Source organism: Streptomyces sennicomposti (assembly GCF_019890635.1).
GTDB classification, from domain to species: Bacteria; Actinomycetota; Actinomycetes; order Streptomycetales; family Streptomycetaceae; genus Streptomyces; species Streptomyces sennicomposti.
On sequence record NZ_JAIOAB010000032.1, the window covers coordinates 19991 to 33630 of the forward strand.

The 13640-nt window shown below is 73.3% G+C and carries 12 protein-coding genes and 1 tRNA gene; 5 read left to right on the plus strand and 8 right to left on the minus strand.

Annotation, left to right across the window (positions count from 1 at the left end; all coding sequences use genetic code 11):
* The first annotated feature begins 64 nt into the window (after positions 1 to 64).
* Positions 65 to 424, plus strand: a complete 360-nt coding sequence (locus K7787_RS18795) for a cupin domain-containing protein (RefSeq protein WP_223002266.1) — start codon at positions 65 to 67, stop codon at positions 422 to 424.
* Positions 425 to 475: 51 nt separating this feature from the next.
* Here K7787_RS18795 and K7787_RS18800 read toward each other — a convergent pair whose 3' ends face one another.
* Together K7787_RS18800 and K7787_RS18805 are read right to left on the minus strand one after the other, a co-directional pair.
* Positions 476 to 1114 carry a GPP34 family phosphoprotein gene (locus tag K7787_RS18800; RefSeq protein WP_203622518.1) on the minus strand — a complete coding sequence of 213 codons (639 nt, stop codon included), beginning with the start codon at positions 1112 to 1114 and terminating at the stop codon, positions 476 to 478.
* Positions 1115 to 1373: 259 nt separating this feature from the next.
* Entirely contained in the window at positions 1374 to 2276 is a 903-nt protein-coding gene (locus tag K7787_RS18805; protein ID WP_223002267.1) for a sugar phosphate isomerase/epimerase family protein, read from the minus strand.
* 327 nt (positions 2277 to 2603) lie between these two features.
* Between K7787_RS18805 and iolC the strand changes: the two genes are divergently transcribed.
* The 3 genes from iolC to iolD all read left to right on the plus strand — a co-directional run bounded on the left by iolC (position 2604) and on the right by iolD (position 6582).
* A complete protein-coding gene (gene iolC / locus K7787_RS18810; RefSeq protein ID WP_223002268.1) occupies positions 2604 to 3650 on the plus strand; it encodes a 5-dehydro-2-deoxygluconokinase in 1047 nt (348 codons plus the stop codon).
* 85 nt (positions 3651 to 3735) lie between these two features.
* Complete coding sequence (iolB, locus tag K7787_RS18815; RefSeq protein WP_223002298.1) at positions 3736 to 4629, plus strand: 5-deoxy-glucuronate isomerase; 894 nt, start codon at positions 3736 to 3738, stop codon at positions 4627 to 4629.
* A gap of 63 nt (positions 4630 to 4692) precedes the next feature.
* A complete protein-coding gene (gene iolD / locus K7787_RS18820; protein WP_223002269.1) occupies positions 4693 to 6582 on the plus strand; it encodes a 3D-(3,5/4)-trihydroxycyclohexane-1,2-dione acylhydrolase (decyclizing) in 1890 nt (629 codons plus the stop codon).
* Between the two features lie 93 nt (positions 6583 to 6675).
* On the opposite strand, the gene K7787_RS18825 is transcribed toward iolD, so the two are convergent.
* The 5 genes from K7787_RS18825 to K7787_RS18845 all read right to left on the minus strand — a co-directional run bounded on the left by K7787_RS18825 (position 6676) and on the right by K7787_RS18845 (position 12646).
* Entirely contained in the window at positions 6676 to 7539 is an 864-nt protein-coding gene (locus tag K7787_RS18825; protein ID WP_027758717.1) for a TauD/TfdA dioxygenase family protein, read from the minus strand.
* A gap of 192 nt (positions 7540 to 7731) precedes the next feature.
* Positions 7732 to 8550 carry an ABC transporter ATP-binding protein gene (locus tag K7787_RS18830; RefSeq protein WP_223002270.1) on the minus strand — a complete coding sequence of 273 codons (819 nt, stop codon included), beginning with the start codon at positions 8548 to 8550 and terminating at the stop codon, positions 7732 to 7734.
* Positions 8537 to 9586 (minus strand): taurine ABC transporter substrate-binding protein, encoded by a 1050-nt coding sequence (locus K7787_RS18835; RefSeq protein WP_223002271.1) that lies wholly within the window; start codon positions 9584 to 9586, stop codon positions 8537 to 8539. Before K7787_RS18835 ends, K7787_RS18830 begins: the two co-directional genes overlap by 14 nt.
* Before the next feature lie 65 nt (positions 9587 to 9651).
* Complete coding sequence (locus tag K7787_RS18840) at positions 9652 to 10506, minus strand: ABC transporter permease (RefSeq protein ID WP_009191704.1); 855 nt, start codon at positions 10504 to 10506, stop codon at positions 9652 to 9654.
* Positions 10507 to 11185: 679 nt separating this feature from the next.
* Complete coding sequence (locus tag K7787_RS18845; protein ID WP_223002299.1) at positions 11186 to 12646, minus strand: MFS transporter; 1461 nt, start codon at positions 12644 to 12646, stop codon at positions 11186 to 11188.
* A 185-nt stretch (positions 12647 to 12831) separates the two neighbouring features.
* Between K7787_RS18845 and K7787_RS18850 the strand changes: the two genes are divergently transcribed.
* A complete protein-coding gene (locus K7787_RS18850; RefSeq protein WP_223002272.1) occupies positions 12832 to 13266 on the plus strand; it encodes a winged helix-turn-helix transcriptional regulator in 435 nt (144 codons plus the stop codon).
* 300 nt (positions 13267 to 13566) lie between these two features.
* Here K7787_RS18850 and K7787_RS18855 read toward each other — a convergent pair.
* Positions 13567 to 13640: transfer RNA gene (locus K7787_RS18855), tRNA-Pro, on the minus strand.

The window sequence follows — 13640 nt, forward strand, 5'->3', positions numbered from 1 at the left end:
GGTGGCCCGCTCCCCCACACTCTGTCCAGGTCGCGCGGGCGGTGGCCGCCGTTAGGGTCGGCGCATGACCGACAGCTTCCCGCTCGCCAGCTTCTCGCTCCACGTGCCCGACGCCGACCTCGTGCCCGAACCGCTCGACCCGGAGCAGATCGTCTCCGGGGCGCCCGAGGTGACCGGCAAGGTCGTGCACGAGTCGGCGGACGGCCGCCAGGTGCGCGGCATCTGGCAGATCACCCCCGGCGTCGTCACCGACACGGAGGCGGACGAGATGTTCGTGGTGCTCAGCGGTTCGGCGACCATCGAGGTCGAGGGCGGCCCCACCCTGCGCGTCGGGCCCGGGGACCTGGCGGTGCTGCGCGCGGGCGACCGTACGACGTGGACGGTGCACGAGGCGCTGCGCAAGGTGTACGCGATCAGCCTCTGACGGGACTCCGGCGGCGCGCCCGATGCCGCCCGGCGGCCCCGGCGGTCCGGCTCACGCGCCCCGCCACACGTTCGCGAAGGCCGCGGCCTCGAGCGCGCGGCGCTGGCGTACGGCCTCCAGTTCCATCACCGCGTCGTGGACGGCGGCCAGGACTGTGAGGGCCGTGTCGTCGGTGACCGCCGGGTCCGCCGGGGTCAGTTCCTCGCGGATCCCGACGGCCGCGGCCAGCGCGAGCAGCACCGGTTCGTCCGCCGCCCACCGGTACGCCGCCCGCCGCCGGGCCTCGGTGTCGCTGAGCACGGTGCGTCCGCCCCGGAAAGGCAGCCAGCGGCTGCGCTCCCAGGTGATCTGGCCCTCCGCCTCCAGCGCGGCGAGATACGCCGACGACAGGCCGCGGCCGCGCCGCCAGAGCCAGTCCGGCAGCGGCTCGTACGGCTCCTCCCGCACGAGCGCGGCGGCGGCCTCGGCCAGCAGACCGTCCTGCGGGCCGGGAGGGGGCAGGGGCGCGAGACGGTCCGGGCCGGGGCCGGTCAGGGGCGCGAGACGGTCGCCCCGCAGCCGGACGGTCCCGGTCCGGAGCAGGTCGTAGGCCTCGGCGCCGGCCAGGGCGAGCGAGAGGTCTCCGCGTCCCAGGGGCCGGCTGGGCGCCACGTCCAGGGCGACGATCATCAAATCCCGCGGTGTGCTCATGGTGCTCCCCGTCAAAGGGCGTGTCCGACACTGCGCCGCCGGGTCGCCGGCGTGGGACATGGCGCTCGGTTCTCTTACCGGGCCGACTGTAGCGCGGCAAGGTCACGGGCGTAGGGCGGGCGTGAGCGAGCTCGGGCGGGCTCCCCGTCCCGGCGCCGCCTCGCACACGCCCCGCCGGAACCGCCCGCTCACCTCCCGCGAGGCCGCCCGCTCGCACCCTCGCGGAAACCGCCCGCTCACACCTCGCGGGAGCGCCCCCTCACGCCCCGCAGGACCGCAGGAAACGCCGGGTGCGTACGGCGACGGGCAGCGGCCGGTCCGGGTCGCAGGGGTACATGTCCTGCTCCACGATGGCGAACAGGTCCACCCCCAGCCGCTGCGCGGCCACCAGCACCGGCTCCAGCTCCGGTACGCCGGACGGCGGTTCGCACATCACCCCGCGCTGGACGGCCGGCCCGAACGGCAGCCCGTCCGCGACCACTTCGGCGAGGACCGCCGGATCGACCTGCTTGAGGTGCAGATAGCCGATCCGCTCGCCGTAGGTCTCGATCAGTTTGACGCTGTCGCCGCCGCAGTAGGCGTAGTGCCCGGTGTCCAGGCACAGGTTGACCAGTTCGGAGTCGGTGGAGTCGAGGAAGCGTTCGACGTGGTCCTCGGTGTCGATGTGGGTGTCGGCGTGCGGATGGACGACGATGTCGAGGCCGTAGGTCTCCTTGACCTCGTGGCCGAGGCGTTCCATGCCCTTGGTCAGGTGGACCCACTGCTCGGTGGTCAGCTCGGGCGGTTCCAGGATCTCGGCGGTCTTGTCGTCGCGCCAGAAGGAGGGGATGACGACGAGGTGCCGGGCGCCCATGGCCCGGGTGAGGGCGGCGACCCGGCCGACCTGGTCCCAGGTGGACTCCCAGACGGACGGGCCGTGGTGCAGTCCGGTGAAGACGGTGCCCGCCGAGACCTGGAGGCCGCGCCGGGCGACCTCGTCGGCGAGGCGGGCCGGGTCGGTCGGGAGGTAGCCGTAGGGGCCGAGTTCGATCCAGGAGTAGCCGGCCTCGGCGACCTCGTCGAGGAAGCGCCGCCAGGGGATCTGGCGGGGGTCGTCGGCGAACCAGACGCCCCAGGAGTCCGGGGCCGAGCCGACCCGGATGCGGTCGAGTACGGGGGCCATGGCAGCAGTTCCCTTCCGAAGACGCCGGTACGGGTCCGGGAGCCGTCCCGGCGGCCGTCGCGTGGGACGGGTCCGTAGGGGCGGTAGGGGCGGGGAGAGCGGAACAGGACGGGACGGGACGGAGCGGATGCGGGGAGCGGAGGGCGGGACGCGGAGAGCGGTCCATGCTTCCCGCGCCCCGGCATGCCGTCAACCCATCCTTCCCCGGACAGGTCCGTATGTATGTACAAAGCCAAGCATGGACAGGAGTGCGCCGGGGGACCTACACCTGGGAGGCGGCGGCCCCGCGGTCCGGCGCCGCCCCGGTTCGATCGAGGAGCGTCGCGCATGGCCGAGTCAGTCGGGTCCGCCCAGGTCTTCGACCTGATCACCATGGGCCGCATCGGGGTCGATCTGTACCCGCTGCAGTCCGGGGTGCCCCTGGCGCGGGTGGAGACCTTCGGCAAGTTCCTCGGCGGCTCGGCGGCCAACGTGGCCGTGGCGGCCGCCCGGCTCGGCCGGTCCGCCGCCGTGATCACCCGCACCGGCGACGACCCCTTCGGCGCCTATCTGCACGAGGCGCTGAAGGAGTTCGGCGTGGACGACCGCTGGGTCACGCCGGTCGGCGCGCTCCCGACGCCGGTCACGTTCTGCGAGATCTTCCCGCCGGACGACTTCCCGCTGTACTTCTACCGCCGCCCCAAGGCCCCCGACCTGGAGATCCACCCGGGCGAACTGGACCTGGACGCGATCCGCGCGGCCCGGGTCTTCTGGATGACCGGCACCGGGCTGAGCGAGGAGCCCAGCCGCTCGGCCACGCTCGCCGCGCTGGCGGCCCGCGCCCGGGCGGGCACGACGGTCTTCGACCTCGACTGGCGCCCCATGTTCTGGCCGGGCGGCGGCGAAGCCTCCGACGGGTCCTCCCCCGCCGCGCCCGTCCCTCCCGGCGGCGCCGAGCGGGCCCGCCCGCACTACGCCGAGGCGCTGCGCCACGCCACCGTCGCAGTCGGCAACCTGGACGAGTGCGAGATCGCCACCGGGGTGCGCGAGCCGGAGGCCTGCGCGGAGGCGCTGCTGGCGGCGGGAGTGGAGCTGGCCGTGGTCAAGCAGGGTCCCAAGGGGGTGCTGGCGGTGCACCGCGACGGCGCCCGGGTCTCGGTGCCGCCCGTGCCGGTGGAGGTCGTCAACGGGCTCGGCGCGGGCGACGCGTTCGGCGGCGCGCTCTGCCACGGGCTGCTCGCCGGCTGGGACCTGACGACGACGATGCGGTACGCCAACGCGGCCGGCGCGCTGGTCGCCTCCCGCCTCGCCTGCTCGGCCGCGATGCCCACCCGTGACGAGGTCGACGCCCTCCTCGCCCGCTCCGCCGCCAGAACCTCCCAGCCTCCGCCCTGATCACGGCCCCTTCCGAACCCCCGCCCGATACCCCCGGAGTCCCGCCCGCCCGTCGAGGAGGCAGCCGATGACCAGCCCGTACCGGATGACCAGCCCGTACCATCTGCCCGCCGGCCGGGCCGCCGACGGCCCGTACGCCGTGGCCGTCACCCCGGAGCACGCCGGCTGGGGCCACGCCGAGCTGCGCGTCCTGGAACTGCCGGCAGGCGCTTCGCACACCTTCGACACCGGCGACAGCGAGTGGATCGTGCTCCCGCTCGGCGGCGGCTGCACGGTGACGGCCGTGGACGACTTCGGCCACGACACGTTCCGCCTCACCGGCCGCGACAGCGTGTTCGACGGCGTCAGCGACTTCGCGTACGTGCCGCGCGACGCCCGTACGACCGTCTTCGCGCCCGCCGGCGGACGGTTCGCGCTCGCCGGGGCCCGCTGCACCCGGCGGCTGCCCGCCCGCCACGGTCCCGCCGCCGGGGTGCCGGTGGAGCTGCGCGGCAGCGGCGCCTGCTCCCGGCAGGTGAACAACTTCGCGGCGGCCGGGGTGTTCGCCTGCGACCGGCTGATCGCGGTCGAGGTGCTCACACCGGGCGGCAACTGGTCCTCCTTCCCGCCGCACAAGCACGACGAGCACCGCCCCGGCGAGGAGTCCGTGCTGGAGGAGATCTACTACTTCGAGTTCGCCGCGCACGAGGGCGTCCCCGGCCTCGGCTACCAGCGGGTCGCCCCGTCGGGACACGGCCGGGGCACGGACGTGCTGGCCGAGGTGCGCGGCGGCGACGTCGTCCTGATCCCGGACGGCTGGCACGGGCCGTCGATGGCCGTGCCCGGCCACCACATGTACTACCTGAACGTCATGGCGGGCCCGGACCCCGAGCGCGCCTGGCTGATCAGCGACCACCCCGACCACGCCTGGGTCCGCGGCACCTGGCCGGACCAGCCGGTCGACCCGCGGCTGCCCTTGTACACGGCCCCTTCTCCGTAAGCCGCCGAAGCCGCCCAGCGACCCGACCCCCGTGAGACCCCCGATGTCAGTGAGGTACCGACCATGACCGAGCCCAGCGGGCCGACCGCGTCCACGGTCCGGCTGACCGTCGCCCAGGCCCTGGTGCGCTTCCTCGCCGCCCAGCACACCGAGCGGGACGGCGTACGGCACCGGCTCATCGCCGGGATGTGGGGCGTCTTCGGGCACGGCAACGTCGCCGGCATCGGCCAGGCCCTCGTGGAACACGCGGACGTGATGCCGTATCACCAGGGCCGCAACGAGCAGGCGATGGTGCACGCGGCGGTCGGCTACGCCCGTCAGAGCGGGCGGCTGTCCGCCCAGGCGGTCACCACGTCCATCGGGCCGGGCGCGACCAACCTCGTCACGGGCGCGGCGCTGGCCACGATCAACCGCCTGCCGGTGCTGCTCCTGCCCGGCGACTACTTCGCCGCCCATGTCGCCGATCCGCTCCTCCAGCAGCTGGAACACCCCTCGGCCGGGGACGTCTCCGTCAACGACACCCTGCGGCCGGTCTCCCGGTACTTCGACCGGATCACCCGCCCCGAGGCGCTGATCGGGTCCGCGCTCGACGCGATGCGGGTGCTGACCGATCCGGCGGAGACGGGCGCGGTCACCCTCGCGCTGCCGCAGGACGTGCAGGCGGAGAGCCACGACTGGCCGGTGGAGTTCTTCGCCGAGCGGGTGTGGCGGGTACGGCGGCCCGCTCCCGACCCGGCAGAACTCGCCGACGCCGCCGCCGCGATCCGGCGCGCCGCCCGTCCGCTGATCGTGGCCGGCGGCGGCGTCCGGCACAGCGCGGCGGAGGACGCGCTGCGGGCGCTGGCGGACGCCACCGGCATCCCGGTCGCCGTCACCCAGGCGGGCAAGGGGGTGCTGCGCCACGACCATCCGGCCGAGGTGGGCGGCATCGGGCACACCGGCACGGCGGTCGCCGACGAGCTGGCCCGCACCGCCGACCTGGTCGTGGGCGTCGGCACCCGCTACACCGACTTCACCACCGCCTCCGGCACCCTCTTCCAGAACCCGGACGTGCGGTTCGTCAACCTGAACATCACCGCGTTCGACGCCCACAAGCTGGCGGCGGCCCCGCTCGTGTGCGACGCCCGCACCGGGCTGACCGCGCTCGCCGGCGCCCTGGCCGGGCACCGGGTGGCCGCCGCGTACGAGGCCGAGTACCGGGCGGGCAAGGAGCGTTGGGAGCGGGTGGTCGAGGCGGCGTACCGGGCGGCGGACGACAGCGCCGTGCCGAGCCAGACGCAGGTGCTCGGCGCGCTGGACGCGGTGGTGGACGACACGGACGTGGTGATCAACGCGGCCGGCTCGCTCCCCGGCGATCTGCACAAGCTGTGGCGGGCCCGCTCGTCGCGCCAGTACCACGTGGAGTACGGCTACTCCTGCATGGGCTACGAGATCCCGGCCGCGATCGGCGTGCGGCAGGCCGCGCCGGACGTCCCGGTGTGGGCGCTGGTCGGCGACGGGACGTATCTGATGATGCCGACCGAGATCGTCACGGCCGTCCAGGAGGAACTGCCGATCAAGGTGGTGCTGATCCAGAACCACGGCTACGCCTCGATCGGCGGCCTGTCGGAGTCGGTGGGCGCCGAACGCTTCGGCACGGCCTACCGGCGCCGCGCGCCCGACGGCTCGCTGACCGGGGAGCCGCTGCCCGTGGACCTGGCCGCCAACGCCGCCAGCCTCGGCATGGACGTGCTGCGCCCCAAGACCGTGGCGGAGCTGCGCGAGGCCCTGCGCACGGCCCGCGCCGCCACCCGCCCGACGTGCGTGTACGTCGAGACGGACCCGTCCGCGGCCGCTCCCGGACCCGAGGCGTGGTGGGACGTGCCGGTGGCGGAGGTGGCCGCCCGGCCGGCGGCGGTCGAGGCCCGCGAGCGCTACGTCCGCGAGGCCGCGCGGCGCCGCCGCCCGCTGTGAGGGCGGCGGGCCGGGCTGCGGGGCGCGGGTGCGGTGCGGTGGGCCGGGCTCCGGGGGGCGGGTGCGGTGCGGTGGACCAGGTGTCCGTCGTGCCTACGCGCCGCCGGTTCCGGGGTGCGCGCCGGCCGGGCCGACGGGGGTGTCGCCGCGCAGGGTGATGCGGTGCATCACGCGGTGCTGGTCGCCGTAGTCGCGGTTGGCGTAGTGGGCGGTGCTGCGGTTGTCCCACAGGGCGACGTCGCCGCGCTGCCAGCGGTGGCGCACGACGTGTTCGGGCTTGGTGAGGTGGGCGTAGAGGATGTCGAGCAGGCCCCGGCTCTCGTGCTCGGAGACGCCGACGATGTGCGAGGTGAAGCCCGGGTTGACGAACAGGCCCTTGCGTCCGCTCTCGGGGTGCACGCGCACCACCGGGTGTTCCACCGGCTTCAGCTCGGTGAACACCTCGCCCTCCCACAGGTTGCCCCGGCCCTTGCGGCGCTGCGCCAGGTAGTAGCCGAACTCGCGGGAGCCGTCGTGGACGGCGGTGAGGGTGTCGATGTGCGCCCTGAGGCCCGGGGACAGCGACTCGTAGGCGAGCTGGCTGTCGGCCCAGTTGGTGTCGCCGCCGGTGGGCGGCAGCACCACGGCCCGCAGCACGGAGATGGCGGGCGGCCGCGCCACGAACGTCACGTCGGTGTGCCACACGTCGGCGAACCCGTTGTCCTGGCTGTCCAGGGAGTACACCTCGGGCGCCACGTCACCGGAGTCGTGCACCGGGTGCCCGACGGTGACCTCGCCCAGGCGCCGGCCGAACTCGATCTGCGCGGCGTCGTCCAGGGTGTCCTGGCCGCGCACGAACAGCACCTTGTGGCGCACGAGCGCCTCGCGGAGGGCGAGGATCTCGTCGTCGTCGAGGCGGGCGAGGTCGATGCCGTGGATCTCGGCGCCGAAGCTCGGGCCGAGCGGTGTGATCGGCAGTCGCCGTGCCGCGGTGTCCTCGGGCGCCGCGGCCGGTCGGGGTGCGGCGGTCGCCTCGGGTGCGGCGGTCGCTTCGGGCACGGTGGTCGCTTCGGGCCGGTCGCTGACGATGCTCACGTGGGTGTCCCTTCTTCGTCTTCCGGTACGGGTGTGGGGGGCACGGCGTTCCACCCGCCGCGCGGGGCGGCGGGGTCAGGCGGCCGCTGCGGTCTTCACGGCGTGGGAGACCCGCGCCCGCAGTTCGGCGAACTCCCTCGACTCCCGCAGTTCTTCGGCGTCGATGTCGCCGCGCGGCAGGTCGATGGGCAGGTCCAGGGCGACGGTCCCGGGACCCTTGGTCAGCACGACGATGCGGGAGCCGAGGAACACCGCCTCGTCGGCGGAGTGGGTCACGAACACCGTGGTGCTGCCGGTCTGCGCGGCCACCCGGCGGACGTCCTCCTGGAGGCGTTCCCGGGTCAGCGCGTCCAGCGCCGCGAACGGCTCGTCCAGCAGCAGGAGCGGGTTCTCGGCGGCCAGGGCGCGGGCGATGGCGACGCGTTGCTGCTGGCCGCCGGAGATCTCCCAGGTGCGCCGCTTCTCGGTGCCCTCCAGGCCGACCCGGGCCAGCAGCCGCGCCCGGTGCTCGGGCCAGTGGGCGCGCTCGACGCCGGCGTAGCGCAGGGCCACGTCGATGTTGCCCTGGACGGTCCGCCACGGGAACAGCCGCGGGGTCTGGAACACCACCCCGGCACTCGCTCCGGGCCGGGGTGCGGCGCCGGACACCCGCACGGCGCCCTCGGTGGGCCGTTCGAACCCGGCGATCAGGCGCAGCAGGGTGCTCTTGCCGCATCCGGAGGCGCCCACCAGGACCAGGAACTCCCCGGCGGGCACGGTCAGATCGACGGGTCCGACAGCGGTGACGGTCTCGCCGCCGCGGCCGTAGCGGTGCACGACGTGGTCCAGCCGGACGGCGCCTTCGGTGGCGGCGGGCGCACTCGCGGCGGCCGTCTTCGTCTCACTTGAGGACATCGGGCAGCCCCTTGAGGTAGAAGGCCTCGCGGACGGCGTCGGCGGAGGGCGCGGCGTCGATCTGCTTCTGCCGGGCCAGGAACTCGGCGGTGTCGGCGACATAGGTGCGCAGCTTGCCGGGGTCGCCGTCGGCGCCGAGCCAGTCGGCGGAGGTCACCTGCTCGGGGGTGAGGAAGACGCCCTGCTCGATCTGCGCCTTGGCGTCCGCCGCGCTGATGCCGAGTTCGGCGGAGACGGCCTTCACGGCTCCGTCGGGGTCGGACTTGAGGACCCGCAGCGCCTCGGCCTCGGCCTTGCGCCAGGCGTCGATCGCCTTCGGGTCCTTGGCGATGAGGTCGTCCGACACGACGGCCAGGTCCAGGGTGGGCTTGCCCGCGGCGCCGATCTGCTTGCTGCTGGTGAGCTGGGTGCCGGTCTTGCGCAGCTCGTCCAGGGTGGGCAGCCAGACGTAGGCGGCGTCGATGTCCCCCCGCTGCCAGGCGGCGAGGATCGCCTGCGGCTGGAGGTCGACGAGCTTGACGTCGGACGGCTTCAGCCCGGCCGTCTCCAGTGCGGCGAGCAGGCTGTAGTGGGAGGTGGAGGCGAAGGGGGTGGCGACGGTGCGGCCCTTGAGACCGGCGACGTCCGAGATGCCGGTGCCCTTGCGGGCGACGAGCGCCTCGTTGTCCCCGGCCACGTCGAGGATCCAGGCGACCTTGTACGGGATCGGCGAGGGTCCGGCCAATCCGCGGGCGAACGGGCTGGAGCCGAGCGCGGCTATGTCGAGGGACTTGCCGAGGAAGGCCTGGTTGACGCTGGCCCCGGAGTCGAACTTGATCCAGGTGATCTTGTAGTCGGGCAGGGCCTTCTCCAGCAGCTTCCTGTTCTTGACGATCAGGTCGCCGCTGGGGAAGGCGAAGTAGCCGATGCGCAGGCGCTTGGCGCCGCCTGACGATCCGTCACTGTCCGAGGAGCAGCCGGTGAGGGCCGCGGAGGCGACGGCGAGCGCACCGGCGAGCAGCAGGCGGCGGGAGGGGCCTTGGGGAACGCGGGACATGACGGAGCCGTTTCTGTGCAAGGGGCGGGGAAACACGTGGGGCCGACGGGGAGCGGGGAGGCCGGTCACACCCGGCCGCGCCAGGGGACGACGGCGCGTTCCAGACGCAGCAGCAGACCGTCGATGACGAGTCCGGAGACGCCGATGGCGATGATGCCGACGAGGACGACGGGGGTGTTGTTGTAGTTGGCGGCGTCCTTGACCATGCCGCCGATGCCGGGCAGTCCGTTGACCAGTTCGGCGGCGACGAGCGAGGAGTAGGCCACGCCGACGGCCAGCCGGACGCCGGTCAGCGTCTCCGGGAGCGCGGAGGGGACGATGACATCCTTGACGACGTCCCAGCGCGAGCCGCCGAGGGCGCGGGCCGCCTCGACCAGGCTGCTCGGCACGGCGGCCACGGCGGTCGTGGTGGACACCGCCACCGGCGGGAAGGCGGCCACCGCCAGCAGGGTGATCTTCGGCTCCTCGTTGATGCCGAGCCAGATGATGAGGAGCGAGAAGTACGCCAGCGGGGGCAGCGTCCGCAGGAAGGTGATCCAGGGCTCGAACAGCGAGCGGAGCCAGCCGACGGTCCCCATCAGCAGCCCGAACACCACCCCGGCGGCGATGCCGATGCCGGCGCCGAACGCGATGCGCCGCAGACTGATGCCGAGGTGTTCGACGAGATACGTGCCGTTGTAGCCGCGTACGCCGTCGTGGGTGGTGGACACGTCGACGAAGGCGTCCCACACCTTGGCGGGCGGCGGGACCAGCGTCTGGCTCCATGTGCCGCTCGCGGCCAGCAGCTGCCACCCGGCGAGGAACAGCAGGAGCGAGCCGAACGGCAGGGCGACCCGGCGGGCCCGGGACAGGGCGCGCCGGGGGCGCGGCACCGGGACCTTGCCGGTGCCGGTCTCTTGGATACGGGTTGCCGAGGACATGGAGCGGCCTCCAGGGAGCGCCGGAGCATGCGGAGCCGATGCCGGCCGACGTGAGCGGACAGCCCTGGGCGGAGGGGGACTTCGGCGCTGGAGGGGACTCCGGTACCGAAAGGGGCTCAGCACTTCAGGGCGGGGAGAACGGCCCCGGCGCGAACGGCGGGGGCCTGCGTCACCGGCCCGGGCGGGACCGCCGGCCGGTGGTGGGGAGCGTCGGAAGCGTCAGGGACGCGGGTTCAGCGACAACACGGAGCCGCGCGTCGGCACAGGTCGATGACCAGGCGTCGCACCAAGGGCTCGTGATTCATGGGGCCCATTTCTACAGGAGCCACAGCACGGCACCAAGAGGCGTCCCACTCTGTGGACGCGCAGGTGAGACCGTGCGCGGCGCGCGGCGACGCGCACGCCTGCTCCGCCTCACGTCCGCATCGCTGAACTGGGGTTTTTCTCCGGGGGCGTTGAGTGAGGCGATCTCATAGTGTGAACGGGTAGGCCTCGTACGCGACTTGGGATGCGACCGGCGTGCCGGGTGCTGGTGCTGGTGCTGGCACCGGCGGGCCGGGTGCTGGTGCTGGCGTCCGTCGTGCTGGAGCGGTGCCCCGGCGACGGACCGCGACCCGGCGGACGGATGAGGGCCGGTCCCGGACTGCTCCGGAACCGGCCCTCGTCCGTCGCCGATGGGTCAGCGCGGGATGTCCGCCGGTCGCGCCGTTTCCGGCGTACCGGCCGGCTCCGGCAGCGGGCCACTCGCCGGGGCCGGCGCCCCGGCTCCGGCCCGGCCCGGCACGCGGCCGCGCAGGCCGAGGACGCCGACGAGGGCGGCGACGGACGCGGCGACCAGCGGCACGAGGAGCGCGGCGCGGTAGCCGTCCAGCACGGCCTGCGGCCCGGTGCCGTCGGTCGCGGCGGTGAGGACCGCGCCGGCCGACGCCAGACCGAGCGCGGCGCCGAACTGGAAGCAGGTGTACAGCAGTCCGCCGGCCACGCCCTGCTCGTCCTCGCCGACGCCCTCGGTGGCGACGATGGTCAGCGGGCCGTAGGCCAGCGAGAAGGACAGCCCGAGCACGATCAGGCTTGGGAACATCATCGGATACGTCCAGTCGGGCCCCAGGGGCAGCATGAGGGCGTACGACAGCACGGCCAGCAGCAGACCGCCGAGGACGACGCGGGCGTTGCCGAACCTGTGGACCAGCTTCGGGGTGAGGGTGGGCGACAGGACCGCGTCTACGCCGATGACGAGCATCGCGAAACTGGTCTGCAGGGTCGACCAGCCGCGCAACTCCCGCAGGTAGAGCACGACGATGAACTGGAAGCCGAAGAAGCCCGCGGCGAAGAGCAGTCCGGCGAGGTCGGCGCGGACGAGGGCGCCGGTCCGGAGCAGTCCGAGGCGGATCAGCGGCGCGGGCGCCGTGCGCTCGATCCGTGTGAAGAGGAGGAAGAGCGCCAGGCTCGCGGCGAAGGTCGGCGCGGTCTGCACGGCCGGTGCGTGGGTGGCGCGCTCGACGGAGAGGACCAGCAGCAGGATCGCCGCCGTCACGGCGACCGCGCCGGCCACGTCCAGGTTCTGCCGCTTCCGGGCGGGCTCGGCGGTCCTGGGGATCAGGGCGGCGCCGGCGACCAGGACGAGGAAGGAGAGGACCACCGGGGCGAAGAACACCCAGCGCCAGTCGGCCGAGGCGAGCAGCCCGCCGATCACGAGGCCGATGGAGAACCCGCCGGCGGCGGTGCCCGAGTACACGAGCAGGGCCTTGTCGCGCTGCGGCCCTTCCGCGAAGCCGGTGGTGATGACCGACAGACCGGCCGGTGTCATGAACGCGGCGGAGACCCCGGTGACGAACCGGGCGACGATCAGCATCCACCCCTCGGTGGCGAGACCGCCGAGCCCGGAGAACAGCAGGAACACGGTCAGCCAGGTCAGGAACATCCGCCGGCGCCCGAAGAGGTCGGCGGCGCGTCCGCCGAGCAGCATGAAGCCGCCGTAGCCGAGGACGTAGGCGCTCATCACCCATTGGAGCATGCCGGTGGACATGTCCAGGTCGGCCCGGATCGACGGCAGGGCCACATTGAGCATGGCCACGTCGACGCCCTCCAGGAAGATCGCGCCGCACAGCACGAACAGCACGCCCCAGGCGCGTGCGCTCATGCGGTCGGTGCCGCTGTCCGAAGAGGATCGCAATGCGGACACGGAATTGACTCCTCGCTGGAGAAAAGGGAATGACGGAATCGGGGCGACCGCTGAAGTCACCGACTCGCGGACCGGCCATGCGGAAGGAGTCGGAGGCGGTTCCCTCTTGTAACCACTGGAATCATCGGGCAGGCTCCCTGGCCATGGAAGAAGGCACTTTGAAGTCACCGACTGACTGCGCGGATACCGACGACTACGAGGTGATGCAGTGGGACGCCCGTCAGGGCTGTGAGGTGCGGCAGATCCTGGACCGGGTGGCGGACAAGTGGTCCCTGCTGGTGATCGCGCTGCTGGAGCGCCGCACCCTGCGCTTCAGCGAGCTGCGCCGGCTGATCGAGGGGATCAGCCAGCGCATGCTCACCGTGACACTGCGCCAGCTGGAACGCGACGGCCTGGTCAGACGTACCGTGCACCCGGTGGTGCCGCCGCGCGTCGACTACGAGTTGACGCCGCTCGGGACCACGCTGCACGACACGATCCGCAGCCTCGTCGTCTGGACCGAGGAGCATCAGAGCGAGATCGCCGCGGCCCGCGCCGACTACGACCGGCGGGCCGGGGAACAGGCCGCGGCGTCGTGATCCGCCGGGTGGTTCGAGGGGGTCACCGGTCACCGCCTGTTTCCCGCCGGTTTCCCCGTCGAATCACCCGCCGATTCGCTTCGGCCGCCCCTCGGTCACTTCCGCGATTCCTTCCGGCATTCCCGTCGGTTCCGTCGCCGTTCCCCGCCGAGCAATCACCGATGCTCGGCGCGCGACCGAGCAATTTCGGCCAGCCGCGTACGGGATTTCCCCGCCGATCCGAAAACCACCAGCCCGGGAAAAAGCGAAGGCCGGTCTCGGATTTCTCCGAAACCGGCCCTGGACTACGACTCTCACGAGTCGGGACGACAGGATTTGAACCTGCGACCCCTTGACCCCCAGTCAAGTGCGCTACCAAGCTGCGCCACGTCCCG

What these genes read in the sequence shown, in the direction of transcription:
- K7787_RS18830 (WP_223002270.1), bottom strand. Translation starts at nt 8,550, where the DNA reads ATGTCCTCAAGTGAGACGAAGACGGCCGCCGCGAGTGCGCCCGCCGCC.
- K7787_RS18795 (WP_223002266.1), top strand. Translation starts at nt 65, where the DNA reads ATGACCGACAGCTTCCCGCTCGCCAGCTTCTCGCTCCACGTGCCCGAC.
- iolC (WP_223002268.1), top strand. Translation starts at nt 2,604, where the DNA reads ATGGCCGAGTCAGTCGGGTCCGCCCAGGTCTTCGACCTGATCACCATG.
- K7787_RS18800 (WP_203622518.1), bottom strand. Translation starts at nt 1,114, where the DNA reads ATGAGCACACCGCGGGATTTGATGATCGTCGCCCTGGACGTGGCGCCC.
- K7787_RS18845 (WP_223002299.1), bottom strand. Translation starts at nt 12,646, where the DNA reads ATGAGCGCACGCGCCTGGGGCGTGCTGTTCGTGCTGTGCGGCGCGATC.
- K7787_RS18805 (WP_223002267.1), bottom strand. Translation starts at nt 2,276, where the DNA reads ATGGCCCCCGTACTCGACCGCATCCGGGTCGGCTCGGCCCCGGACTCC.
- K7787_RS18840 (WP_009191704.1), bottom strand. Translation starts at nt 10,506, where the DNA reads ATGTCCTCGGCAACCCGTATCCAAGAGACCGGCACCGGCAAGGTCCCG.
- iolD (WP_223002269.1), top strand. Translation starts at nt 4,693, where the DNA reads ATGACCGAGCCCAGCGGGCCGACCGCGTCCACGGTCCGGCTGACCGTC.
- K7787_RS18835 (WP_223002271.1), bottom strand. Translation starts at nt 9,586, where the DNA reads ATGTCCCGCGTTCCCCAAGGCCCCTCCCGCCGCCTGCTGCTCGCCGGT.
- iolB (WP_223002298.1), top strand. Translation starts at nt 3,736, where the DNA reads ATGACCAGCCCGTACCATCTGCCCGCCGGCCGGGCCGCCGACGGCCCG.
- K7787_RS18850 (WP_223002272.1), top strand. Translation starts at nt 12,832, where the DNA reads ATGGAAGAAGGCACTTTGAAGTCACCGACTGACTGCGCGGATACCGAC.